The organism is Stenotrophomonas sp. (assembly GCF_032099025.1).
Classification (GTDB): Bacteria; Pseudomonadota; Gammaproteobacteria; order Xanthomonadales; family Xanthomonadaceae; genus Stenotrophomonas.
In genome coordinates this window covers 64,598-89,052 of record NZ_DAMCID010000011.1, presented here as the reverse complement: position 1 = coordinate 89,052, position 24,455 = coordinate 64,598, and the positions used below count along the sequence as shown (strand labels likewise).

23 protein-coding genes are annotated in these 24,455 nt (G+C 68.1%); 9 read left to right on the top strand and 14 right to left on the bottom strand.

Annotation, left to right across the window (positions count from 1 at the left end; translation table 11 throughout):
* Positions 1–54 precede the first annotated feature (54 nt).
* Complete coding sequence (locus RT456_RS09895) at positions 55–900, top strand: SirB1 family protein (RefSeq protein ID WP_313345824.1); 846 nt, start codon at positions 55–57, stop codon at positions 898–900.
* 21 nt (positions 901–921) lie between these two features.
* Here the strand turns inward: RT456_RS09895 and RT456_RS09890 are convergent, their stop codons facing one another.
* On the bottom strand, positions 922–1,110 hold the full coding sequence (locus RT456_RS09890; protein ID WP_313345821.1) for a rubredoxin: 189 nt from the start codon (positions 1,108–1,110) through the stop codon (positions 922–924).
* Between the two features lie 72 nt (positions 1,111–1,182).
* Between RT456_RS09890 and thiE the strand changes: the two genes are divergently transcribed.
* Complete coding sequence (gene thiE, locus RT456_RS09885; protein ID WP_313345818.1) at positions 1,183–1,827, top strand: thiamine phosphate synthase; 645 nt, start codon at positions 1,183–1,185, stop codon at positions 1,825–1,827.
* Positions 1,824–3,113: a glutamate-1-semialdehyde 2,1-aminomutase gene (gene hemL, locus RT456_RS09880; RefSeq protein WP_313345815.1), complete on the top strand. Its 1,290-nt coding sequence runs from the start codon at positions 1,824–1,826 to the stop codon at positions 3,111–3,113. The genes thiE and hemL overlap by 4 nt, the downstream gene beginning before the upstream one ends.
* Before the next feature lie 50 nt (positions 3,114–3,163).
* Here hemL and azu read toward each other — a convergent pair whose 3' ends face one another.
* The gene (azu, locus tag RT456_RS09875) at positions 3,164–3,622 is read right to left on the bottom strand and encodes an azurin (RefSeq protein ID WP_313345812.1); all 459 of its coding nucleotides are present in this window, start codon (positions 3,620–3,622) and stop codon (positions 3,164–3,166) included.
* A gap of 114 nt (positions 3,623–3,736) precedes the next feature.
* Between azu and RT456_RS09870 the strand changes: the two genes are divergently transcribed.
* Complete coding sequence (locus RT456_RS09870) at positions 3,737–4,348, top strand: HAD-IA family hydrolase (RefSeq protein WP_313345809.1); 612 nt, start codon at positions 3,737–3,739, stop codon at positions 4,346–4,348.
* Between the two features lie 40 nt (positions 4,349–4,388).
* Here the strand turns inward: RT456_RS09870 and RT456_RS09865 are convergent, their stop codons facing one another.
* Complete coding sequence (locus RT456_RS09865) at positions 4,389–5,618, bottom strand: acetylornithine transaminase (protein ID WP_313345807.1); 1,230 nt, start codon at positions 5,616–5,618, stop codon at positions 4,389–4,391.
* A gap of 64 nt (positions 5,619–5,682) precedes the next feature.
* Here RT456_RS09865 and RT456_RS09860 point away from each other — a divergent pair, with 64 nt between their 5' ends.
* On the top strand, positions 5,683–6,555 hold the full coding sequence (locus RT456_RS09860; RefSeq protein WP_313345804.1) for an ion transporter: 873 nt from the start codon (positions 5,683–5,685) through the stop codon (positions 6,553–6,555).
* Between the two features lie 30 nt (positions 6,556–6,585).
* Here RT456_RS09860 and RT456_RS09855 read toward each other — a convergent pair whose 3' ends face one another.
* The 3 genes from RT456_RS09855 to RT456_RS09845 form a co-directional block, all read right to left on the bottom strand.
* The gene (locus RT456_RS09855; protein WP_313345802.1) at positions 6,586–7,560 is read right to left on the bottom strand and encodes a YiiG family protein; all 975 of its coding nucleotides are present in this window, start codon (positions 7,558–7,560) and stop codon (positions 6,586–6,588) included.
* A 76-nt stretch (positions 7,561–7,636) separates the two neighbouring features.
* Positions 7,637–8,452: an NAD(P)-dependent oxidoreductase gene (locus RT456_RS09850; protein WP_313345799.1), complete on the bottom strand. Its 816-nt coding sequence runs from the start codon at positions 8,450–8,452 to the stop codon at positions 7,637–7,639.
* 94 nt (positions 8,453–8,546) lie between these two features.
* Positions 8,547–9,209 carry a serine/threonine protein kinase gene (locus RT456_RS09845; protein WP_313345797.1) on the bottom strand — a complete coding sequence of 221 codons (663 nt, stop codon included), beginning with the start codon at positions 9,207–9,209 and terminating at the stop codon, positions 8,547–8,549.
* Positions 9,210–9,312: 103 nt separating this feature from the next.
* Between RT456_RS09845 and RT456_RS09840 the strand changes: the two genes are divergently transcribed.
* The gene (locus tag RT456_RS09840) at positions 9,313–11,304 is read left to right on the top strand and encodes a VTT domain-containing protein (protein WP_313345795.1); all 1,992 of its coding nucleotides are present in this window, start codon (positions 9,313–9,315) and stop codon (positions 11,302–11,304) included.
* Positions 11,305–11,398: 94 nt separating this feature from the next.
* Here RT456_RS09840 and RT456_RS09835 read toward each other — a convergent pair whose 3' ends face one another.
* The 3 genes from RT456_RS09835 to RT456_RS09825 form a co-directional block, all read right to left on the bottom strand.
* Positions 11,399–12,016 (bottom strand): LON peptidase substrate-binding domain-containing protein, encoded by a 618-nt coding sequence (locus RT456_RS09835; RefSeq protein ID WP_313345793.1) that lies wholly within the window; start codon positions 12,014–12,016, stop codon positions 11,399–11,401.
* A complete protein-coding gene (gene mpl, locus RT456_RS09830; RefSeq protein ID WP_313345791.1) occupies positions 12,016–13,380 on the bottom strand; it encodes a UDP-N-acetylmuramate:L-alanyl-gamma-D-glutamyl-meso-diaminopimelate ligase in 1,365 nt (454 codons plus the stop codon). Before mpl ends, RT456_RS09835 begins: the two co-directional genes overlap by 1 nt.
* A gap of 377 nt (positions 13,381–13,757) precedes the next feature.
* On the bottom strand, positions 13,758–14,321 hold the full coding sequence (locus RT456_RS09825; RefSeq protein ID WP_313345788.1) for an adenylate kinase: 564 nt from the start codon (positions 14,319–14,321) through the stop codon (positions 13,758–13,760).
* 140 nt (positions 14,322–14,461) lie between these two features.
* Between RT456_RS09825 and RT456_RS09820 the strand changes: the two genes are divergently transcribed.
* Positions 14,462–15,718 (top strand): 6-phosphofructokinase, encoded by a 1,257-nt coding sequence (locus RT456_RS09820; RefSeq protein WP_313345786.1) that lies wholly within the window; start codon positions 14,462–14,464, stop codon positions 15,716–15,718.
* Between the two features lie 136 nt (positions 15,719–15,854).
* On the opposite strand, the gene RT456_RS09815 is transcribed toward RT456_RS09820, so the two are convergent.
* A complete protein-coding gene (locus RT456_RS09815; protein WP_313345784.1) occupies positions 15,855–16,394 on the bottom strand; it encodes a hypothetical protein in 540 nt (179 codons plus the stop codon).
* Positions 16,395–16,695: 301 nt separating this feature from the next.
* On the opposite strand from RT456_RS09815, the gene RT456_RS09810 reads away from it, so the two are divergent.
* Positions 16,696–18,723: a sodium-translocating pyrophosphatase gene (locus tag RT456_RS09810; RefSeq protein WP_313345781.1), complete on the top strand. Its 2,028-nt coding sequence runs from the start codon at positions 16,696–16,698 to the stop codon at positions 18,721–18,723.
* Positions 18,724–18,927: 204 nt separating this feature from the next.
* Here the strand turns inward: RT456_RS09810 and RT456_RS09805 are convergent, their stop codons facing one another.
* Both RT456_RS09805 and RT456_RS09800 read right to left on the bottom strand, forming a co-directional pair.
* Positions 18,928–19,290 (bottom strand): YbaN family protein, encoded by a 363-nt coding sequence (locus RT456_RS09805; protein WP_313345778.1) that lies wholly within the window; start codon positions 19,288–19,290, stop codon positions 18,928–18,930.
* A 28-nt stretch (positions 19,291–19,318) separates the two neighbouring features.
* A complete protein-coding gene (locus RT456_RS09800) occupies positions 19,319–19,915 on the bottom strand; it encodes a biliverdin-producing heme oxygenase (protein WP_313345775.1) in 597 nt (198 codons plus the stop codon).
* A 182-nt stretch (positions 19,916–20,097) separates the two neighbouring features.
* Between RT456_RS09800 and RT456_RS09795 the strand changes: the two genes are divergently transcribed.
* Positions 20,098–20,355 carry a DUF2789 domain-containing protein gene (locus RT456_RS09795; protein WP_313345772.1) on the top strand — a complete coding sequence of 86 codons (258 nt, stop codon included), beginning with the start codon at positions 20,098–20,100 and terminating at the stop codon, positions 20,353–20,355.
* An 81-nt stretch (positions 20,356–20,436) separates the two neighbouring features.
* Here the strand turns inward: RT456_RS09795 and RT456_RS09790 are convergent, their stop codons facing one another.
* Both RT456_RS09790 and RT456_RS09785 read right to left on the bottom strand, forming a co-directional pair.
* A complete protein-coding gene (locus RT456_RS09790) occupies positions 20,437–23,361 on the bottom strand; it encodes a TonB-dependent receptor (RefSeq protein WP_313345770.1) in 2,925 nt (974 codons plus the stop codon).
* Positions 23,362–23,494: 133 nt separating this feature from the next.
* Positions 23,495–24,445 (bottom strand): FecR domain-containing protein, encoded by a 951-nt coding sequence (locus RT456_RS09785; RefSeq protein ID WP_313345767.1) that lies wholly within the window; start codon positions 24,443–24,445, stop codon positions 23,495–23,497.
* Between the last annotated feature and the right edge of the window lie 10 nt (positions 24,446–24,455).

Genomic DNA, 24,455 nt, shown 5'->3' with positions numbered 1-24,455 from the left:
CGGCTTCACACGACGACGCTTGAATCGCGGCGCATTTGTCGCCAGTCTGTGCCCATGCAGGCGCGAATGACATTGCCGGCGTGGGACTCCCTGGCCGAACTGGACGACGAGGCGCTGCCGCTGTTGCCGACCGCGCTGCTGATCGCGCAGGACGAGTACCCCGACCTGGACCCGCAGGTGTATGACGCGCTGGTCCAGAGCCATGCCGACCACCTCCGCACGGAGGTGGACACGATCGAGCCCTGGCCGCTGAAGATTGCCGCCGTCAACCGCCACCTGTTCGACGAACTGGGCTACGGCGGCGACCACGGCGAGTACTACGACCCGCGCAACAGCTACCTCAACCAGGTCTTCGAGCGCCGCCTGGGCAACCCGATCTCGCTGGCGATGGTGCAGATGGAAGTGGCCCGGCGGCTGGGCATTCCGCTGGACGGTGTGTCATTCCCCGGCCATTTCCTGGTGCGGCTGCCGGTCGACGACGGGATGCTGGTGATGGACCCGTTCAACGGCGGGCGCCCGCTGGACGTGGAGGAACTGCGCGAGCGTGCGCGTTCGCACCTGGGTGGCGAGGTGCCTGACGACCAGGTGCTGGCACAGATCCTGGATGCCGCCCCGGCCCGCGCGATCCTGATGCGGATGCTGCGCAACCTGCACGGCGTGTACGTGGAGCGCGGCGAATGGGACCGCGCCGCACGCAGCGCCGACCGCCTGCTCAAGCTCGCCCCCGAACAGGACGACGCCCTGCGTGACCGCGGCCTGGCCTACCTGCAACTGGACTACCAGGCCGGCGCGCACCGCGACCTGCGCCTGTACCTGCAGCGCAATGGGCAGGCCACCGACGCGCAGTGGGTACGCGAAAAACTGGTGGAACTGGGCGGGCGCCTGCCGCGTCTGCATTGAGCGGGGATCGCCGGCGGCGCTTCAGATCTCGACCATCTCGAAATCGTCCTTGGTCACGCCGCAGTCCGGGCAGGTCCAGGTCTCCGGGACGTCTTCCCAGCGGGTGCCCGGCGCGATGCCCTCTTCGGGCAAGCCATCCACCTCGTGGTAGATGAAGCCGCAGACAACGCACATCCAGGTGCGGAAGGTGGTGGCGGTGGCGTCGGTCATCGGATAATCAGCGGCTGGACAGTACGGTGAATGGTCATTGTCCCACTCCCGCCGCCCTACCGGTAGCCATCCATGAATGCCCCCGCTTCCCCCGCCGCCCGCCCGCGCGGCCTGTACCTGCTCACCCCCGACGACGCGGACACCGCCCGCCTGCTGGCCCGCGTGGCCCCGCTGCTGGCCGGAACGACGTGGCTGCAGTACCGCAACAAGACCGCCGACGCCGACCTGCGCCGCGAGCAGGCCATCGCCCTGCAGGCGCTGTGCGCCGGGCATGGCGTGCCGTTGATCATCAACGACGATGCCGTGCTGGCCCAGGCCGTCGGCGCTGCCGGCGTGCATCTGGGCGGAACCGATGGCGACATCGGCGACGCGCGTGCCCTGCTCGGCCCGACCGCCATCATCGGTGCGTCCTGCTATGACCAGCTGGCCAACGCCGAGCGGGCCATCGCCGCCGGAGCCAGCTATGTGGCGTTCGGCGCCTTCTTCCCCACCACCACCAAGGTCACCCGCAGCCGTGCCACGCCGGACCTGCTGCGGCACAGCGCCGCACTGGGCGTACCGCGGGTGGCGATCGGTGGCCTGACGCCGGACAATGCAGGCCCGATCATCGCCGCTGGCGCCGATCTGGTGGCCGTGGTCAGCGGCGTCTTCGCCGCTGCCGACCCGCTCGCCGCCCAGCGCGCCTATCTCGCTTGTTTCCAGGATCCTTCCGCATGAACCACGACCAGTCCCACGCCCTGTTCACCCGCGCCCAGGCGCTGCTGCCCGGCGGCGTCAATTCGCCGGTGCGCGCGTTCAAGTCGGTGGGCGGCGAGCCCTTCTTCGTCGAGCGCGCCGACGGTGCGTACCTGTATGACGTCGACGGCAACCGCTACATCGACTACGTCGGCTCCTGGGGCCCGATGATCGTCGGCCACAACCACCCGACCGTGCGCCAGGCGGTCAAGCATGCGATCAACAACGGGCTGTCGTTCGGTGCGCCGTGCGCGGCCGAAGTGACCATGGCCGAGACCCTCACCCGGCTGGTCCCGTCGTGCGAGATGGTGCGCATGGTGAACTCCGGCACCGAGGCCACCCTGTCGGCCATCCGGCTCGCGCGCGGCGCCACCGGCCGCAGCCGCATCGTCAAGTTCGAGGGCTGCTACCACGGCCACGGCGATTCGTTCCTGGTCAAGGCCGGCAGCGGCATGCTGACCCTGGGCGTGCCCACCTCGCCGGGCGTACCGGTCGGCCTGAGCGAGCTCACCCTGACCCTGCCCTACAACGACTTCGACGCGGCCACCGCGCTGTTCGCCGAACAGGGCGCGGACATTGCCGGCCTGATCATCGAGCCGGTGGTGGGCAACGCCAACTGCATTCCGCCGCGCGAGGGCTACCTGCAGCACCTGCGCGCGCTGTGCACCCAGCACGGCACGCTGCTGATCTTCGATGAAGTGATGACCGGCTTCCGCGTTGCCCTGGGCGGTGCGCAGGCCCACTACGGCATCACCCCGGACCTGACCACCTTCGGCAAGATCATCGGCGGCGGCATGCCGGTGGGTGCCTATGGCGGGCGCCGCGATCTGATGGCGCAGATCTCCCCGGCCGGCCCGATCTACCAGGCCGGCACGCTCAGCGGCAACCCCGTGGCGATGGCCGCGGGCCTGGCGATGCTGGAACTGGTGCAGGAACCGGGGTTCCACGACCGGCTGTCGGCCGCCGCCGCGCGCCTGTGCGCCGGGCTGGAAGCCGCTGCCGCCGAGGCGGGCGTGGCGGTGACCACCAACCAGGTCGGCGCGATGTTCGGGCTGTTCTTCACCGACCAGAAGGTGGACACCTACGCGCAGGCCATCGCCTGCGACACCACCGCGTTCAACCGCTTCTTCCACGCGATGCTGGAGCGCGGCGTGTTCCTGGCGCCGTCCGCGTACGAGGCCGGCTTCCTGTCCAACGCACACGACGACAGCGTGATCGACGCGACCCTTGAAGCCGCACGCGAAGCGTTCAAGGTGGCCAAGGGGTAACGGCAGGCGGGTTTGCGGTCGCTACCTACCGGCCGCTTTGTCTCCGGGGTTCACCCGAAGACAAAGCGGCCTTTCATCAATGCGAAATGGCCGGGGAACGAGCAGAAGAAGGTGTAGTCGCCGCCCTTGCGCAGCGCGGCCGTCGCGAAGGTCACGCTGGTGCTCTGGCCGCCACCGATCACGGCGGTGTGGGCCAGGACGCGCGCGTCCTTCTTCGGCAGGTAGCTGTCGGCCAGCGTCATGCGCATGCCGGCCATCGCCACCGGTGGGTAGTCCGTGGTCTTCGTCAGCACCCAGTTGTGGCCCATCGCCGTGGCCGCCAGCGTGCCGGTATGGCGCAGGGTCAGCTTCACCTGGCTGCAGTCGGCCGCGACCTTGATCTCCTTCTGGCTGAAGCGCATCTGGTCGGTGCTGTCGACGCTGACCGCACACACACGGGCATGCGCGACAGGGGCAAGCATCAGGCCGGCGAGCAACACGGGGGCAAGCAGTTTCACAGCGTTCTCCATCAAGCGGTCGCAGCGATTCTAGACAGCGTCGGCGCAGGTGAGGTGCGACGGGATGTCGCAGCGCAGGGCAGCACTGCGTTACCGTAGACCATCGCGCTGCCCGTGAGCTCATCAATGCCGGTCGCCCTGGACTGCCTGCTGCTGGATTTCGATGGCGTGCTGGTCAACTACGCCCGGCACCTGCGCGTGCGCCATCTGGCCGCTGCCTGCGGGCGCACGCCGGCGGAGGTGCACGCCGCGTTGTTCGACAGTGGCCTGGAGCAGGAGCACGACGCCGGGCTGGACAGCGCGGTGTACCTGCAGCGGCTGGGCGACGCCCTGGGCGTGCCGGTCAGCGTGGCGCAGTGGCAGCAGGCGCGGATTGCAGCGTCACCACCGCAGGAAGGCGTGATCGAGCGCGTGCAGCAGATCGCACGCACCCTGCCGATCGCGATCCTCACCAACAATGGCGGACTGATGGCGCAGACGATACCGCGCATCCTGCCCAGCCTGGCCCCGATGCTGGCGGGACGTATCCTGTGCAGCGGCGAGCTGGGTGGGCGCAAGCCCGATCCAGCGATCTACCTGCAGGCGATTGAACGGCTGGGCGCACGGCCTGGCCATACCCTGTTCGTGGATGACTTGTTCGTCAACGTGCGCGGCGCACGGCAGGCAGGCCTGCACGCCGAAACCGCGCGCGACAGCCGCAGCGTGGGGAAGGTGCTGCGGCGCTACGCGTTGGCGTGAGGGTGGGTGGTACCCCGCCTGCGCAACCGCCACGCCCTTCTCAGCGAGACGCAATAAACGACTGCACCGCCGCGCGAAGCCGCTTCAGCCCTTCCGCGATCTCTTCATCGGTGATGTTCAACGCAGGCACGAAGCGCAGTACATCCGGGCCCGCCTGCAACGTCAGCAGACCCTGCTCGGCAGCATGATCCAGGATCGCGCCGGCCTGCCCGGCGAAATCCTTGTCCAGCACCGCGCCCAGCATCAGGCCACGACCGCGGACCTGGCTGAACACCTTGAACTCGTCATTGATCTTCGCCAGCCCATCGCGCAACGCCTGCGACTGGCGGCTCACGTTGCGCGCGATCTCCGGCGAGGACAGCTTGCGCAGCGCCACCCGGGCCACCGCGGCCGCCAGGGGGTTGCCGCCGAAGGTGGTGCCGTGCGCGCCGAACTGCATGGTCTCGGCGACCTTGGGGCCGGCCAGCATCGCGCCGATCGGGAAGCCGCCGCCCAGTGCCTTGGCCAGGGTCACGATGTCCGGCTTGATCTCATCCTGCCAGTGCGCGAACAGCGTGCCGGTGCGGCCCATGCCGACCTGGATCTCGTCGAGCACCATCAGCGCGTTGTGCTGGTCGCACAGCTCGCGGATGCGCTTCATGAAGCCCGGCTTGGCCGGCATCACCCCGCCCTCGCCCTGGATCGGCTCCAGCATCACCGCGGCCACATCGCCGGCGGCCATCGCCGTTTCCAGCTGCACCTCGTCGTTGAAGTCCACGTAGCGGAAGCCACCGGGCAGCGGCTCGTAGCCTTCCTGGTATTTCGGCTGGGCAGTGGCCGTCACCGCCGCCAGGGTGCGGCCGTGGAAGCTGCCGCGGAAGGTGACGATCACGCGCTGGTGCGCCGGGCGCCCCTGCGAGGATGCCCACTTGCGCACCAGCTTGATCGCCACTTCATTGGCTTCGGCGCCGGAATTGCACAGGAACACGCGCTCGGCGAAACGCGAGCTGGTCACCAGCTCTTCGGCCAGGCGCAGCGGCGGTTCGCTGTAGAACACATTGCTGGTGTGCCACAGCTTGCCGGCCTGCTCGATCAGCGCCGCCGTCAGATCCGGATCGTTGTGGCCCAGGCCACACACCGCGATGCCGGCGGCCAGGTCGATGAACTCGCGCCCCTGGTTGTCCCAGACGCGGGCGCCCTGGCCGCGTTCGAGCACCACCTGGCGCGGCTTGTAGACCGGCAGGTAGTAATGCGACAAGGACAGGAGCGGGTCGGCGGCAGCGGCGGTCATGGCGGTCAGGGGTCCGGGAAAGCGTCCATTCTCCCCCTCCACCGGCTGGGGCACAATGCGGCCCATGCAACCCTTCCGTGCCCCCCAGCTCAATCCCGCCACCGAGACCGGCTGGCGCCGGACCTGGTTCGACATCATCTACCGCCACGACACCCGGCCGTCGCGCAATTTCGACCTGCTGCTGGTCTACGCCATCATCGCCAGCGTGCTGGTGGTGATGTTCGACAGCGTTCAGCGCTTCCACATCGAACATGCCGACTGGCTGTACGTGGTCGAGTGGGGCTTCACGCTGCTGTTCACCGCCGAATACGTGCTGCGCCTGGCGGTGGTCAAGCGCCCGCTCCGGTATGCGTTCAGCATCTGGGGCATCATCGACGTGGCCTCGATCCTGCCCACCTACCTGTCGCTGTTCATTCCCGGCGCGCAGAGCCTGCTGGTGGTGCGCGCGCTGCGCATCCTGCGTGTGTTCCGCATCCTCAAGCTGACCCGCTACATCGAAGAAAGCGGCGTGCTGATGGAGTCGCTGTGGCGCAGCCGGCGCAAGATCCTGCTGTTCCTGTTCACGGTGATCACCATCACGATCATCGCCGGCACCCTGATGTACGTGATCGAGGGTCCCAACCACGGCTTCACCAGCATTCCCAGCAGCATGTACTGGGCCGTGGTGACCATGGCCACGGTGGGCTTCGGCGACATCGTGCCGCAGACCGTGCTGGGCCGTTTCGTCACCTCGGTGCTGATCCTGATCGGCTACAGCATCATCGCCGTGCCGACCGGCATCTATACCGCCGAGCTGGCCAGCACCATGCGCGATGCCGATCTGGCCGCGCGCCGCGATGCGCGCGGCTGCCCGAAGTGCGGCCTGGAAGGGCATGAGCCGGATGCGAAGCATTGCCGGCGGTGTGGGCATGGGTTGCCGGAGACGTTCAACACGTAGGGACACGCCATGCGTGTCTGCCCGATAGGCTTACAGCAGGTTGCTGCGTTGGACGAGGTCGTTGTACCTGTTCAACAGCCTCAGCGGCGAGCCGCTGGGGGCCAGGGTCGGGTGATCCAGCCACTGGGTTTCCAGCTTGCTGTACGGGGTCTTGTCACGCACGCGCGCCAGCCGTTCCTTGCTCTCGCGACGGAACTGCTCGGCCGACATCTCGAACGTGGACCACTTGGTGTCGTTCTGCGCCGGCTTGACCTTGGCATGCGCCTCGTCGGAGATCGCGTTGAACGCCGCAACCCGCTCGGCGCCTTCGGCCACGTCGAAGCCATCCTCGCCCATCGTCTCCACCAGCGTCTTGGCTTCGAGCATCATCGACAGGCGATAGAACTCCATCGTGCGCCCTTCGGCCTTCTCCAACGCGGCCAACTGCTCGCGCTGGGCCTGGTCGTTCTGCTTCTCCAGCGCGTCGCTGAAGGTCTCGCTCGCCGTGACGAAGGCGGTCAGCGCGGCCATCAGCGGCGCATGCATCTGCTTGCCCTTGGCGAAGCCGTCGTCCTGGAAATCCTCACGGTCGTAATAGTCGTGCGCGTCCTTGGCCAACGGCGCCATCGCGTGCAGTTGTGCCAGGTAGTCCTTGGCGGCGGCATCCAGTGCCGGCAGCTTCGGCTCGGCAGCCAGCGCGCGCGCGATGCTTTCGTCGCACTGCTTCAGCCGGAAGTCGTCCACCACCGTCGGGCCGTACCCGCGCGATTCGCGCCCGGTCGGACCGACGTTCACGTCCTTGATCCAATCGGTATACAGCGCGATGCCGCGATGCAGGTTGGCATCCATGCTGTTGTAGCAGTCGATGTAGTCGTTGAGCTTGACCGTCAACGACTGCTGCGCGTCCAACTGCCCGGCAGCCGCCTCGGCGGCAGGATCGGCCTTGGCCGGGGATTTGTCGCCGCAGGCCGCCAGGGCCAGGGCGATCGAAGCGGCCAGCACGGCCGCAGATACCACGTGCTTCATCAACATCTCCGTGTTGAAAACGTTTCCAGAGACGTGATTCTAGCAGCCCACGGCGATGCCGGTCGCCGCGCGCAGGTCACAGGAACAGGTCGGGCATCAACGGGCGCGACGGATCCACCGCATAGCCGCTGAGGTCGGTGATACCGGCCTGCGCCAATACCTCGTCATCGAGCAGGAACTGCCCGCTGAAACCGGCCGCATCCCGCGTGAGCACGGCGTGCGCGGCGTCGGCTAGGATCTCCGGCGTGCGGCAGCCGCCGATATCCACGCCTGGAATCATGTTGATGGCGTCAGTAGCGATGACCGTACGCGGCCACAGCGCATTGACCGCCACGCCCTGCGGCCCGAATTCCGCGGCCAGGCCCAGCGTAACGAAGCTCATGCCCATCTTGGCCAGCGTGTAACCGGTGTGCGGCGCCCACCACTTCGGGTCCAGGCTCGGCGGCGGCGCCAGGGTCAGGATGTGCGGGTTGGGCGCCTGCAGCAGGTGCGGCAGGCAGGCCTGCGCGCACAGGAAGCTGCCGCGCGAATTGACCTGCTGCATCAGGTCGAAGCGTTTCATCGGCGTATCCAGCGTGCCGCGCAGCCAGATCGCGCTGGCGTTGTTGACCAGGATGTCGATGCCACCAAAGGTATCCACCGCAGCGGACACGGCCGCGCGTACCTGGTCTTCCTCGCGGATGTCGCACTTCAGCGCCAGCGCCTGGCCGCCCGCAGCGGTGACGGCCTCAGCCGCGCTGTGGATGGTGCCTGGCAGTTTGGGATTGGGCACCGATGACTTCGCCGCGATGGCCACGTTGGCGCCATCGCGCGCCGCGCGCAGGGCGATGGCCAGACCGATCCCGCGCGAAGCGCCGGTAATGAACAGGGTCTTGCCTTGCAGACTGGCCATCTGGAATTCCTCGGGACGTAGGAACGCATTATGCCGCGCCCGTCAGGCGTTCATGCCCCCGAACGAAGCGCTGCCGGCTGGTTGATCCACCCGATCACGGCTTCGGCCCCTGCCCCTCGTTGTCTTCCCAATGCAGGATCTTCCGGGTCACGAACCGGTACACCGGCTTGCCCGTACGGAACCACAGGTCGCGCACCCACGAATGCCGCTTGAGCAGGCGCTTCTCGACCGGGGTCAGCGACTCGCGGCAGTACATGCGCTTGTGCTTGAGCAGGTGGCGCAGGTCTTCCCGTGCCAGCAGGCGCATCCAGCGCGAGCGCGGGTTGCCGATCACCGCCAGCTGGAAATCGATCAGCGCCGGTGAGCCGTCCTCGCGAACCAGCCAGTTGGCCTCCTTGGCCAGGTCGTTGTGCGCGATGCCGTGGCGGTGCACGCGTTGCAGCAGGCGGCGCGCGGCGCGGAAGTAGGCCAGGTCGCCGCGCGGCGGGCGCTGGTACATGGCGTCGCCGGCCATGTAGCTGCGGTCCAGCCAGCGGCCGTTCCAGGCCAACAGCGAAGGGGTGTCGGCCATGCCATCCAGATGCGCCAGCGCGCGCGCTTCGCGCCGGGCCAGCCACCACGCCGGCAGCCGCAACCACCACGGCGTGGCGCCCAGATCGCGGCGGACGAAGCGCTGGCCGTCCTGCTCCATCAACAGGATGCGGCCGAAGCTGTCGGCCTTCAGGGCGTGTGCGGCGGGCGGGAGCGGGCGATTCATGGTCGCCATTCTAGGCGGCAGATCACGTTCATTGACGACAGATGCCGCACATTGACCGCTGCTGGCCGGCAGTCAGTCACTTTGCTCCCCCTATAATCGACCGATGGACTCGTCATGGATCGATGCCACGCTTGCGTGGATCTCAGCTCACCCGGTGCTTGCCGGCGCGGTCATCTTCCTCATCGCCTTCTGCGATGCGGTGATCGTGCTGGGTGCCATCGTGCCTGCCCTGCCCCTGTTGTTCGCAGTGGGCGTATTCATCGGCCTGGGCCAGATCTCAGGGCCGTATGCGGTGGCGTGCGCGGCGCTGGGCGCCTTCGCCGGCGACGGCATCAGCTACTGGATCGGCCGCCGCTGGGGTGACCGGCTGCGCGGGGTGTGGCCCTTCAGCCGCTACCCGCAACTGCTCGACCGTGGCGAGACGATGTTCCGCCGCAATGCCTTCAAGAGCATCCTGGTGGCCCGTTACGTCGGCGCGATCCGCCCGTTCGTGCCCGCCATCGCCGGCATGATGGACATGCCTGCGATGCGCTACGTGCAGGCCAGCGCCATTGCCAGCCTGTCCTGGGCCGTGCTGTTCCTGGCCCCGGGCTGGGTGCTCGGCGAGGCCTACGACGCCGTGGCGGCGGTGGCCGGGCGGCTGGTGATGGTGCTGGCCCTGGTCGGCGTGGTCATGGGCGTGGTCTGGGCCATCGTGCTGTACGGCTACCGCTGGTCGGCCGCACGCATGGACAGCTGGCTGGCCAGCCTGCTGCGCTGGTCGCAGCGCCATCCCACCCTGGGCCGCTATTCGGTCTCCGTCTTCGATCCGCAGCGCCGCGAGTCGGTGCCGCTGGCGATGCTGGCACTGATGCTGCTGTTGCTCGGCTGGTGCTGGTTCGCGCTGCTGATGGCGGTGGTCGCGCACGGCGAGCCGCTGACGCTGGACCTGGCCGTACATGACGCGATGCTGGCGCTGCGCAATCCGCTGGCCGACTACCCGATGGCCGCGCTGGCCTCGCTGGGGGCCTGGCAGGTGCTGATGCCGGCCACTGCGGTGACCATGGGCTACCTGATCTGGCGCCGGCGCTGGATGGCGGCCGCACACTGGCTGGCCGCGCTGGCCTTCGGGCTGGCGCTGACCAAGCTGCTGGGTGCCACCGTGCACGTGGTGCGCCCGCCGGATGCGAGCAGCGGCTTCGGCTTCCCGTCGGTGTCGGTGACCATGGCCACCATCACGTTCGGCTTCTTCGCGGTGCTGATCGCCCGCGAGCTGCCCGGCCGTACGCGCGTCTGGCCGTACCTGCTGTCGGGCATCATCGTCAGCCTGATCGGCTTTGCCCGCCTGTACCTCGGCGCGCACTGGCTGAGCGATGTGATCGGCGGCATGCTGTTCGGCATCTTCTGGCTGCTGGTGCTGGGCATCGCCTACCGCCGCCGCTTCAACCGCTCGTTCTGGGTCAAGCCAGTGTCGTGGCTGTTCTACGGCACGTTCGCCGTGGCGGCGCTGTGGTATGCGCCGCGCAACATCGCCGTGAAGCTGGAGCGGTTCGAGCCGGCCCAGCCGGCGCCGGTCAATGTAGCCGCGCAGGCGTGGTGGGGCGAGCAGTGGCGCGAGCTGCCGTCGCGCCGCAATGAATTCGACGATGACCAGCGCTGGCCGCTGGATGTGCAGGTGGCCGGGCCGCTCGAGCCACTGCGGCAGCGCCTGGAAAGCCAGGGCTGGCGCGTGCAGCCGCAGGCCGGCTGGGAGCAGGCGCTGCTGATGCTGGACAAGTCGGCCACGCCGGACGAAGTGCCGGTACTGCCCGCTACGCTGGATACCCAGGTCGAATCGATGCTGTTGCTGCGCGCGGGCAACGCCCCCAACGAGATCTTCGCGTTGCGCCTGTGGCCTGCGCCCGCGCAGCTGCAGCCCGGCGACCAACCGCTGTGGCTGGGCAGCGCACAGACATTGCACTACCAGCAGCACTTCCACCTGATTGGCATGTGGCGGCCTATGCGCGGCATCGATCCGTCGCTGAAGGCGGTGCGCGATGCGCTGGAGGGGCTGCCGCAGCAGGTGGAAACGCATCCGGAAACCGGCATGCCGGTGTTGCGGGTCAGGACATATTGAGGCATCACGACCAACGGCCGTGATCTACCGGGGGGCGACTCGGTTGTGATTTAGCAGGTATGGTCGACCCGGTCGTGATCGACCGGGTGGCGCATCACCAGTTTTCGTCGATGCGGGTCGAGTTTGCCGGGATCCAGCGCAGCAGGTCGTCCAGACGCTGGTGCGGGTCGTCGTGCTGCAGCAGCTGCAGCCGCTGCGATTCTTCCAGCGGCAGCAGCTCGGCCAACCGCCAGCCCACCCACGCCGCCTCGTCCAGCTGCGCCGGATGGGTCGGGGCGAATGCACTGCCCGCCTGTTCGATGATGTGGCTCAGCACGGTGGCCAGCAACGCATGCTCCGGCCGCAGCTCGTCGTCAGGGTCCGGCAGCGCCCATTCGACCTCGGCCATGATCAGGCCGTTGTCGCGGACCCGCACCTGGCGTACATGGAAACGGCGGTGGCCGCGCAGCCGCAGCACCAGCACGCCATCGGCGCCCATGTCGAAATCATCGATGCGCGCCTCCACCCCGTGCGCCGCCGGTGTCGCCGGCGCGCCCACCTCATTGCCTTCCAGGATCAGGCAGACCCCGAACGGGATGTCCTGCCGGCTGCACTCGCGCAGCATGTCCAGGTAGCGGCGTTCAAACACCCGCAGGCCGAGCGCGGCACCGGGCAGCAGCACCGCGTGCAGCGGGAACAACGGCAGGGTGAAGGTGGAATCGGTCATGGCCATCAGGCCTGCTGCAGCTGGGCCAAGAAGCGACGCGGCGCGCCGTCGAAGCCACCGTTGGACATGAACACCACCTGGTCGCCCGGCTGTGCGACCTGCCCCAGCTGTGCAAGCAGCGCGTCGGTATCGGGGACGGCATGCGCCTGCCCGCGCACCGCGGCAATCACGCCGGCCGCATCCCAGGCCAGCTCGGGGCGGTGCAGGAACACCACCGCGTCGGCCAGCGCCAGCGACGGCGCAAGCGCGTCGGCATGCGCGCCCAGCCGCATCGAGTTGCTGCGCGGCTCCATCGCCACCACGATACGACGCGCCCCCACCTTCGCGCGCAGGCCTTCCAGCGTGGTGCGGATCGCGGTGGGGTGATGGGCGAAGTCGTCGTACACGGTGATGTCGGCGGCGGTACCGATCACCTCCAGCCGGCGTTTGACGCTGCGGAAGGTGGCCAGTGCCGGCATCACCGTGGCCGGGTCCACGCCCACCGCATGCGCCGCCGCCAGCGCGGCCAGGCCATTGAGCACGTTGTGGCGGCCCAGCAGCGACCAGCGCACTTCGCCCAGGGCCACGCCGCGGTGATGCACGATGAAGGCACTGCCATCGGCATTCACCAGTTCGGCGTGCCATTCCAGCGACGGATCGAAGCCGAACCGTTCCACCGGCGTCCAGCAGCCCATGGCCAGCACCTCGGCCAGGTACGCGTCTTCGCCGTTGACGATCAGGCGACCGCGCGCGGGCACGGTGCGCACCAGATGGTGGAACTGGCGCTGGATCGCGGCCACGTCCGGGAAGATGTCGGCGTGGTCGTACTCAAGATTGTTGAGGATCGCCACCAATGGGCGGTAGTGCACGAACTTGCTGCGCTTGTCGAAGAAGGCGGTGTCGTACTCGTCGGCCTCGACCACGAATTCGCGGCCCTGCCCGACCCGCGCGGACACGCCGAAATCCTCGGCGACGCCGCCAATCAGGAAGCCAGGCTCACGGCCGGCCGCCTGCAGCAGCCAGGTGAGGATGGTGGTGGTGGTGGTCTTGCCGTGCGTTCCGGCCACGGCCAGCGTGTCGCGGCCGGGCAGTACCTGCTCGGACAGCCACTGCGCACCGGAGATGTAGCGCTGGCCAGCGTCCAGCACCGCTTCCACGGCGGGATTGCCGCGCGACAGCGCATTGCCGACCACCACCTCGTCGCAGTCGCGGCCAACGCTGTCCGCCCGATAGCCCGGGTCCAGTGCAATCCCCAGCTGTTCAAGCTGGGTGGACATCGGCGGATAGATCGCCTGGTCGCTGCCGCGGACCGTATGCCCAAGTTCCCGCGCCAACGCGGCCACGCCGCCCATGAAGGTGCCGGCAATACCAAGAATGTGGATCGTGCTCATACCCGATTGTCGCCCAAAGCCCACCACGTTGGGGAGATGAGGCTGTAGCGCACCGTGCCCCCTGAGTCAGGGGGCCGCCGCGAAGCGGCGGGGTCTGGAGGCTGATAAGAAGGGGCCCATGGTTTGCGCAGCGAACCGTGGGGCGACAGCGCGCATGCGATGGCGCTCCCCTGTCAGGGAATCCCCGATAGCGATGTACTGTGAAGACGGACACAATTCACAGCGCCAGCCGCAATACCCCCGACGGTCCTACTCCCCAAGAGGCCATCCCCAGGGGGGCTCATATTGTGGGGCTCTGAGCAAGCCCGATCGCTGGCGCCTTACACCGCACGCCCGGATCCAACAGGACCGGGCGTGCGTGTGTAGGTTGAAGGACTTCAGCCCTTGATCGCCGCGTGGATGCGCGCTTCCACTTCTTCCAGCCCGCCCACGCCATTGACGCGTGCCAGGGTGCCGCGACCCGCATAGAAATCCACCACCGGCGCCGTCTGGTCGGTGTAGACCTGCAGGCGCTGGCGCACGGATTCGGGACTGTCATCGGCGCGGCCCTGCTCGGCCGCACGGCCGGCAATGCGCTCGACCAGCAGGTCGCTCGGCACATCCAGCTGCACCACGGCGTCCAGCGGCTGGCCGATCTTGGCCAGCACGGTATCCAGCGCGTTGGCCTGGGCCACGTTGCGCGGGTAACCATCGAGGATGAAGCCCTTGGCCACGTCGGCCTGGCCCAGGCGCGACTCGAGCATGCCCAGCAGGATGTCGTCGGACACCAGGTTGCCGGCGTCCATCACGGCCTTGGCCTGCTTGCCCAGCTCGGTGCCGGCGGCCACTTCGGCCCGCAGCAGGTCACCGGTGGAAATGTGCGCAATGGAGAAGTGTTCCTTCAGGCGCGTCGCCTGCGTCCCCTTGCCCGAACCGGGCGGTCCCAACAGAACCAATCGCATCAACCTGACTCCAACTTGGTAAAAAACGGAAGGGCGCGCGCCCCGGGATTGTCCACAATCACGCTGCACCGCAATACACGCACTTTACCTCATACCGGTAATGTCGCTGCAATGTCCTTCCCCCAGACCAAGGCCACACCATGTCCAAAGGTACCCTCCTCTACGCCCAGTCAGGCGGCGTCACCGCCGTCATCAATGCCACCGCGTCGGCGGTGATCAGTACCGCCAGGGCCAAGGGAATCAAGGTCTTGGCCGCGCGCAACGGCATCCTGGGAGCGCTCCGGGAAGAGCTGATCGACACCTCGAAGGAGTCGGCCGCCGCCATCGCGGCCCTGGCCCACACCCCCGGCGGCGCCTTCGGGTCCTGCCGCTACAAGCTCAAATCGCTGGAGGCCGACCGTGCCCGCTACGAGCGCCTGCTCGCGGTGCTGCGGGCCCACGATGTGCGCTGGTTCCTCTACAACGGCGGCAACGATTCGGCCGACACCGCGTGGAAGGTGTCCCAGCTGGCCAAGGCCTTCGATTACGACCTGACCTGCATCGGCGTCCCCAAGACCATCGACAACGACCTGGCGGTGACCGACACCTGCCCCGGCTTCGGTTCGGCGGCCAAGTACACGGCGGTGTCGGTGCGCGAGGCAGCCCTGGACGTGGCCGCCATGGCGGAAACCTCCACCAAGGTCTTCGTCTACGAGGCCATGGGCCGCCACGCCGGCTGGCTGGCCGCGGCCGCCGGGTTGGCCGGGAACGGCCCCGACGAGGCCCCGCACATCATCCTGCTGCCCGAGCGCGCCTATGACGAGGCCGCGTTCCTGGCCAAGGTGAAGCAGGTGGTCGACCGCGTGGGCCACTGCGTGGTGGTGGCGTCCGAAGGCATCCAGACCGCCGATGGCCGCTTCGTCGCCGATGCCGGCGGCGGCACCGATTCGTTCGGGCATACCCAGCTTGGCGGCGTGGCCTCGCAACTGGCCGCCCGGGTCAAGGACGCGCTGGGCTACAAGGTGCACTGGACCCTGCCCGACTACCTGCAGCGCTCGGCACGCCATATCGCCTCGAAGACCGACTGGGAACAGGCGCAGGCGGTCGGCAAGGCGGCCGTGCAGTACGCGCTGAAGGGCCAGAACGCGGTGATGCCGGTGATCGTGCGCAGCAGCGACGCGCCGTATCGCTGGAAGATCGAACCGGCGCCGCTGCACAAGGTGGCCAACCATGAGAAGAAGATGCCGGCCGGCTTCATCCGCCGCGATGGCTTCGGCATCACCGACAAGGCGCGCGCCTACCTGTCGCCGTTGATCAAGGGCGAGGCACCGTTGCCCTATGGCAGCGATGGCTTGCCGAAGTACGTGACGCTGAAGAACGTGGCGGTGAAGAAAAAACTGCCTGCGTTCGAGGCCTGAGGGACGCGCGGGTCAAACGTCGGTGAACCTCCACCCCACCGACGTTCAGACCTCCCGAAGCCGTGCGTCAGGCGTTCATGACCCCGGAACGAAGAGCAGACACGCGTGGGGTGTCCCTACGCACAGGGGATTCCATTCACCGGCACGCCTTCCCTTCCACCGTCAGCTTCGCCGCGAACATCGGTACCTGCGCGATCTTGCCGGCGGCGGCCTGCTTCTTGGCGTCTTCCAGGTAGATGCGCGACTGGCCCTGGCCGTCGAGTTCAGTCTTCTGCGCGACCGGCATCCGCCAGACCCGGACCACGGCCTGTTGCGCGGGACACGCAGCGCTGGGGACCCGGATCACGTCGTTGAGTTTCCAGCCCTTGGCTTCACTGGGCTGTGCCTTGTCGTAATCGACAAAGCGGGCGCGCGGCTGGCACTGCTCGCTGGTGCGCACCACGGCAAATCTGTAGGGCTGCGCGGCGTCACCGGTAAACACACCTTCCAGGCGGGCGCAGGCCTCGGGGATCTGGCGCAGGGTGTGGGCGGCGTTGACGGCCTGGGGGGCACCGACCGCGCGCTGCAGCTCGGGGGTCTCGGCCGCGGTGGCGGTGAGGGTGGGCAGCAGGGCCAGCAGGATGAGGTGGCGTGGGGACATGGATAAGTCTCCGTTTGGGTGCTGGGAGGCTGGCATTGGGTGGATGAACGGTGTGGCAAGGCGTCGCGCCGGGTGGGACGTGTCTGGTTGCCCGCCATGAGCTGGCACTACCCCTCGCGCGTGTTGCCTTTGGCGCGGGGTGGGTTGTCTGGCGACGTGAGATGGTCGTTTCGCTCCATTTCACTGCATACTCGGGCCACCAGGGATTGCTGAACAAAGCCACACGCTTGATGACCGGGCACGGTCTGAACGGGTTGGTCCACAGTTGCAGCCCGTTGTGCCCCGCGTGGTGAGGTTCATCCGTCAACTGGATGCCATCCATCACCCGGGAGGGGACATGCTGGAACGTTATGGGCTTTCTCTGGCGCTGTTCTGCGCCATTCTCGCGATTCTCTACGGCATCGTGTCGGCACGCTGGATCCTCCGGCAACCGGCTGGCAATGCCCGCATGCAGGAAATCGCCGCCGCCATCCAGGAAGGCGCGCGCGCCTACCTCAACCGTCAATACCTCACCATCGGCATCGCCGGCGTGGTGCTGTTCGTGCTCGTCGGCATCTTCCTGAGCTGGTACACGGCGATCGGTTTCGCCATCGGTGCGGTGCTGTCCGGCGCGGCCGGGTACATCGGCATGAACGTGTCGGTGCGCGCCAACGTGCGCACCGCCGAGGCCGCACGCCGTGGCCTGAGTGCGGCCATGGACGTGGCGTTCCGCGGCGGCGCGATCACCGGCATGCTGGTGGTCGGGCTGGGCCTGCTCGGGGTGGCCGGTTACTACGCGCTGCTGCTGCGGCTGGGCCTGGAGACGGCGGAGGCGCTGCACGCCCTGGTCGGGCTGGCGTTCGGTTCGTCGCTGATCTCGATCTTCGCGCGCCTGGGCGGCGGCATCTTCACCAAGGGCGCCGACGTGGGTGCCGACCTGGTGGGCAAGGTCGAAGCCGGCATTCCCGAGGATGACCCGCGCAACCCGGCGGTGATTGCCGACAACGTGGGCGACAACGTCGGTGACTGCGCCGGCATGGCCGCCGACCTGTTCGAGACCTACGCGGTGACGGTGATCGCCACGATGCTGCTCGGCAGCCTGATGATCGCCGAAGCGGGCCGCAACGCGATCCTGTACCCGCTGGTGCTGGGCGGCGTATCGATCATCGCCTCGATCATCGGCGCGCTGTTCGTCAAGGTGAAGCCCGGCGGGTCCATCATGGGCGCGCTGTACAAGGGCGTGATCGTCTCGGGCGTGCTGGCCGCGATCGCGTTCTATCCGATCACCCTGCAGCTCATGCCGGACAATGCGCATGGCGCCTTGAACCTGTACATCTGCGCGCTGATCGGGCTGGTCCTGACGGGGTTGATCGTGTGGATCACCGAGTACTACACCGGCACGCAGTACAAGCCGGTGCAGCACGTGGCGCAGGCCTCCACCACCGGGCACGGCACCAACATCATCGCCGGCCTGGGCGTGTCGATGAAGTCCACCGCGCTGCCGGTGATCGCGGTGTGCGCGGCGATCTGGCTGGCACACTTCCACGGCGGGTTGTATGGCATCGCCATCGCCGCCACCGCGATGCTGTCGATGGCCGGCATGATCGTGGCGCTGGACGCGTACGGGCCGATCACCGACAACGCCGGCGGCATTGCCGAAATGGCCGAGCTGCCCCCGGAGATCCGCGAGATCACCGATCCGCTTGATGCCGTAGGCAACACCACCAAGGCAGTGACGAAGGGTTACGCGATCGGTTCGGCCGCACTGGCCGCGCTGGTGCTGTTCGCCGACTACACCCACAACCTGCAGGCGGCCAATCCCGGAGAGGTCTTCGCCTTCGACCTTTCCGACCACACGGTGATCATCGGCCTGCTGATCGGCGGCCTGATTCCGTACCTGTTCGGCGCGATGGCGATGGAGGCCGTGGGCCGGGCGGCCGGTGCGGTGGTGGAAGAAGTACGCCGACAGTTCCGCGAGATCCCCGGCATCATGGAGGGCACCGGCAAGCCGCAGTACGACCGCGCGGTGGACATGCTGACCCGCTCGGCTATCCGCGAAATGATCGTGCCCTCGCTGCTGCCCGTGGCAGTACCGGTGGTGGTCGGCCTGCTGCTCGGGCCGCGCGCGCTGGGTGGGCTGCTGATCGGCACCATCGTCACCGGCCTGTTCGTGGCGATTTCGATGACCACCGGCGGCGGTGCCTGGGACAACGCCAAGAAGTACATCGAGGACGGCCACTTCGGCGGCAAGGGCAGCGAGGCGCACAAGGCGGCGGTCACCGGCGATACCGTCGGCGATCCCTACAAGGACACCGCCGGCCCGGCGATCAATCCGCTGATCAAGATCATCAACATCGTGGCGCTGTTGCTGGTGCCGTTGTTGTAGAAGGTTCCGGGGCCCCCGACCCACGGTCGGGGGCTACCCTGCGCGGCGCCGGAACCCGGTAGAGCCACGCCCTGCGTGGCTGCGCAGTGCCCGAACCCGGTAGAGCCACGCCCTGCGTGGCTGCGCAGTGCCCGAGCCCGGTAGAGCCACGCCCTGCGTGGCTGCGCAGTGCCGGAGCGGAGAGCAGCCACGCAGGGCGTGGCTCTACGGTAGCGGGGTCGGGCGTGAGAGCACATACGCCGCGCTTGCGGCGAAGAACACGCCCACCCCCAGCAGCAACGGCCACGATGGCCTTGCCCCCCAGCAGAACATCGCAAAGCCGAAGGCCATGCCGCCGGCGGCAAATGCCTTGCCTTTGCGGCTCACCGCGCCCTGCTCGCGCCAGGCCCGCAGCGACGGACCGTAGCGCGGATGCTCCAACAGCCTGCGTTCAAAGCGCGGTGAGCTGCGCGCGAAGCACCCCACCGCCAGGATCAGGAAGATGGTGGTGGGCATCACCGGCAGCAGCGCGCCGATGACGCCCAGCGCCACCATCAACCCCCCCAGGCAGAACCAGAGCCAGCGCATCAGCGTGAGGCGAAGCGGCGGCGCGCGGTCATGCGAATTCCAGCTCGACGTGGTCGTGGACGCTGCGAAACGCCGCGTCGGCCGCGTCGATCACCTGCTGTTCCTCCGCCTCGCTGAGGACCACGCCATCCAACGCGGCGGTGAACGCGCGCCAGTGACGCGCGGCGCCGTCCGGGTGCGCGGCCAGATGGCGCGCGCCGAAATCGGCATCCAGGCCCAGCCGCGCCGCCATCTTGTAGAGGATGGTGCCGCCGAGGTTGGAGCCTTCGGCGACGTACAGCCAGCCCAGCGCCGAGGCCAGCGGCAGGTCCGGGGCCAGCCGCAGCGGCACCGGTCCGGGCAGGCTCTGCTCAAGGTCGCGCAGGTCGCGGGTGACCTGCGGCAGGCGCCGGCGTTCGGCAAGGTCGGGCAGCAGCGCATCCAGCGCCGCGTTTGCGTACAGCGCGTCGATGTCGCGGTGGAAGCGGAACTGCACGCGCAGGAACCGCGCGAAGTTCGCGCGGTCGGCAAAGATGTCGCCTGCCATGATCCGCTTGTCCAGCGCGCCATGGCTGTCGCGGGTGGCAGCCTTCAGGCGCTGGCTGCGGGTGGCTTCTACGGTATCGGTGGCAATCATGGCATTCATGCTGGAAGGGATCGGCCGCGCCGCACGCCGCCGGGGATGCCCCGACAGTGTGCACACGCGGATAAGACGTGCGCCAGAGCCGCAGCCCCAAGACGGAATGCCCGCTCCCCCATTCCGGCGATGCGCTCGTCACCTGGCAATGCGGATAATGGCGCCTACCCACGCCTACGAGGATTGCCATGATGGACACCACCGAGACGCGCATGACGACCCTGTTCCAGCAGTTGGGCCTGGACGAGAGCGAGGCGGCCATTGCCGCGTTCATCGAGCAGCACCAGCTGGCGGCCGATGTGCGGGTGCATGAGGCGGCGTTCTGGAGCGACAGCCAGCGCCAGTTCCTCAACGAGCAGCTCAAGGCGGATGCCGAGTGGGCCATCGTCGTCGACGAGCTCAACGAAGCCCTGCATGTCGATGCCGTGGCGGCCCAGACCGGCCACTGACGCGGGTCAAGGGCGGGGCACGGTCGCTGCCGTGCCACGCCCTGTTGTTGATGCGGCCACGCAGGGCGTGGCCCTACGCCCTCAGTAACGCCAGGTGACGGCCAACCGCATGATCCGGCCCGGTGCCGGCATCACGCCCAGCGCCAGCGGGTCCAGGTAGTAGCGATCGGTCAGGTTGTCCACGTTGACGTCCAGCGCGAGCCTCTCGCTGGCCTGCCAGCTGGCGAACACATCGACGATGGTGGCCGGGCGGTAGAGCTGCTGGATCGCCGACAGGCCCACGTTCCATTCCTTGTCCAGGGTGCTGATCGGGCCGCCGTTGTGGATGACGCGGGTGCCGAAGCTCAGCCGCTGGTCGATCACGCGCGCGCCCAGCGTCAGGTTCGCGGTGTAGCGCGGCGGGTTCTGCGTGTTGCTGTACGAGCCTTCGAAGCCACCATCCACGCAGTCCGGTGTGTTGGCCAGCTCCTCGATCCTGCGCTGCACGCCGTACGCGCGACGCTCGGCGGCGATGTCCGGGGCGCAGGTCTTGGCCTCGAAGTAGTAATGCGCCGACAGGTCGGCGAATACCTTGCCGCCGTCATAGCTGGACTGGAATTCCAGGCCGGACACCTTGAACCGGTCGATGTTGCGGATGTACCCCGCCGACAGCGTGCGGTAGTCGCGGGTGATCAGGTCGTCGATGCGGGTGTTGAAGTACGCCAGCTTGAACGCCGCCTGGTCGCCGGCACCGAACAGATCATTCCTGACCGTGCTCACGCCCACTTCCCAGGTGCCCGCGCGCTCCGGCTTGAGCTCGTCGCCGACCGGCTTGGCGGCGGTGAACAGGCCCAGCGTGCTTTCGAACAGACTGGGCAGCTTCACGCCTTCGGCGTACTTCACGTAGACCATCGTCTCGTCATTGAAACGGTAGGTGACGCTGGCCGTGGGCATGAACGCGGTGTCGGTGCGCCGGATCGGCTGCGACCAGGTCCAGCGGGTGGGCACGATCAGGTCTTCGGTGGCGGTCACATCGTGGAAGTTCCAGCCGCTGATGTCGGCCACGGTGCCCTTCTTGTACGGCGAGGCCAGCAGCGAGGCTTCGGTGAACTGGCCGTTCGCATCCGGGTACCAGTTGAGCATGGCGATGCGCTGCGCACGCCACGCCGGCAGCGCCGGGTTGCCGTTGAGCAGCTGGGTGTAGCGGTACTGGCCGATCACCTCCTCGCCGTCCGGCGTGGCCAGCCGGTTGCGGTCATGGATGCTGACGCGGTTGAAGCGCCCGCCCACCAGCAGTTCCCAATGCGCGTCGGGCAGCCACTTCATCGAGGCCACCGCGCTGTATTCCTTGCGCCCGGCGTTGCGCAGGAACCGGTTGTTGATCAGGTCGTCATGCATGATCGGCGCGTTGCGGCCCGGGCCGACGTCCTCGTCGCTGTAGGACACGCCGTAGTCGAAGGTGAACAGACCGGCGCTGTCGGTGGCCACGTGGGTGGTGTTGGACACGTCCAGGCCGAACCGCTCCTGCGTCATGTCGTTGCGGTAGGCGTCCTTGTAGCCCGGGTCGGTATTGAAGGTCGGGCCGTCATACCACTCCGTGCGGCGGTCGAAATACCACGGAGTGATGCCGGTCAGCCCGTTGTACATCAGGCTGTTGGCGTCGGTGTACCAGAGGTTGGCCTTCAGATCGACAGCGTCATTGTCCGGATTGAAGCGGTAGCGCAGGCTGTAGGCATCCATGTCCACCCTGCCCGGCTCCCACTGCGGCACCCGGTCGCGGTCCACACGGATGATCTGCGACGCCATGATCTCGCCCTGGCGGCCGCTGTAACGGCGGTAGCCGGCTTCCAGGGTCTGGCTGTCATCGATCCGCCAGGTGCCCTTGAGCAGCACCGAGTTGGACTTGGACGAGGTGTTGAAGACCTCGGTATTGGGCGGATTCAGCGGTGCCAGCGTGCGCCGGGTCTGCGGGAAATCGTCGTAACCGTGTTTGCCCGCGTAGTAGTTGCCGGTGTCGCGCCAGGCGTAGGCGGCGACCAGGTCGAACCGGTCCCAATGCTTGGCACCGGCAATGTTGAAAAACTGCCCGCCCAGGCTGTTGCGGTGGGTTCCCGGCGTACCGCCGTAGGCCGGCAGGTCACGCGCGCTGCCGTTGGACACGCCGCTGCGCACGCGCACGCCGCTGTCCTGCCCGTCGCGCAGCACGTCGCCGGCCTTGAGCGTCTCCATGTCCACCACGCCGCCGATGCCGCCGGACGCGTTGGCGCCCAGGCTCGGGCCCTTGGTGACGGTGAGGCTGGAGATCAGGTCCGGGTCCAGGTAGGTGCGCTGCGACTGCCCGGCATACCCGCGATAGGTATCCATCGTGGACTGGCCGCCGTCGATGATCACCGGTATGCGGCTCTGGCCCTGGATGCCGCGGATGTTGAGGTCCAGGGCGTTGGCGCTGCGCGGGTCGCCTGCGGTGACACCCACCACACCCTTGACGATGTCGGCCGTGGAGGTGCCGCGGAAGCGCTCGATGGTGGCGCGCGGCACGAACACGCTCGAGCCGGTGGTGCGGTAAACATCCAAGGCGCGTTCGGCATCGCTGCCGGCATCCATCAAGTCGCCGGCCACGCGCAGTGTGTCGGTGAAGATCACGCCATCGGCCTGCGCGACGGGCGGCGCACGCTCCAGCGTCACCGCGCCGGGACCCACCTGCCGCACCACCAGCCCACTGCCCTGCAGCAACTGCGCCAGCGCGGCGTGGTCATCGAGCGAGCCGCTCACCGCCGTGGAGTTCACGCCTGCGGCGAGGGACGCCGGATAGGCGACCTGCACGCCCGACTGGCGCATGTAGCTGCGCAGCGCGTCGGCCAGCGATTGGGCGGGAATGTCGAAGCGATGCGCGGCGGCCATCACGCCGCTGTCAGCGGACTGGGCCAGGGCCGGCAGCGCGGTCAGCGACGCCAGGCCGGTGGCGAGCAGCGCGATGCAGAGACGGGACGGGCGCGGAAGCCGGCCCGGTCGGGAAGTAAGTCGCATGATGAAACCTGTTGAAAAGGCGATGCCGTGGACACGGCGTCCCCGCACGGGGTGCGGGCGCTGCGACGTACGTGGCGGCGGCGGGTACGTTCGGGGGTAAGACGGATGGAAAAGGTGCTTCCCCAAGACCACTTCAGCGCGCCGCAGGCGCCACGATCGCCACGCCCATCGGCAGGCGCGTGATCTGCAGCCCGGCAGACACGGCCAAGGCATCCAGCGCCTGCTCGGGCTGGTCCACCCGCAGCGCGGCATTGACCGCCGGCAGCGCCGACAGGTCGCCACGCACGAAGGTGGGGCCGGCGCGATAGCGCGCGATCTGCGCCACGGCAGCGTCCACGTGGCTGGCATCCAGCAGCAGTTCCCCCTCGCGCCAGGCGGCGATCTGGTCCGGCGCCACATCACTGCGCCGCAGGACCGTGCCGCCGGGCGAGAAACCGGCGCGTTGCCCGGCCAGCAGGTAGGTCCAGCCGCCGTCGCCGGTTGCCGCGACCCGCACTTGGCCCTGCGAGACCTCGGTGTCGACGCCGTGAGCCGTGCGGGTCACCACGAACGCGGTCGCGATGTCTTCCACCACGCCGCCCTGGGCGGTGACCCGGAACGGCTGCGGGTGGCCGGGCGCGACCTCGAACCAGGCCTGCCCGCGCAGCAGGCGGATGCTGCGCTGCGCGTCGTCGTAATCCACGGCAATCGCCGACCCCGCATCCAGGACCGCGCGGCTGCCATCGGGCAATGCAACCGTGGCCACATCGGTGGTCGTCACGTAGTCGGCGCGCAGGCGCAGCCAGGCATCCGGTGCGACCCAGACCAGCGCCAATGCCGCCGCTGCAGCCATGGCGATGCGCGCCACACGACGACGCGGCCGCACCGGTTGTGCCGGCGCCTCACCCACGGCGCGCCATAGCTGGCGCTCGAATTCGAAGGCGCGCCGGTGCCCGGGGGCCGACAGCCAGCGTTCGAATTCCTGCATGCGCGGCTCATCCACCGCGCCGGACGCAAGCCATGCGATCCAGGCCTGCGCTTGTTCGGCGAGCAGGTCGGAATGAGGCGGCGATGGTGGTGGCGTTGTGATGTGCGGCGGGCTCATGGCTGGCGTG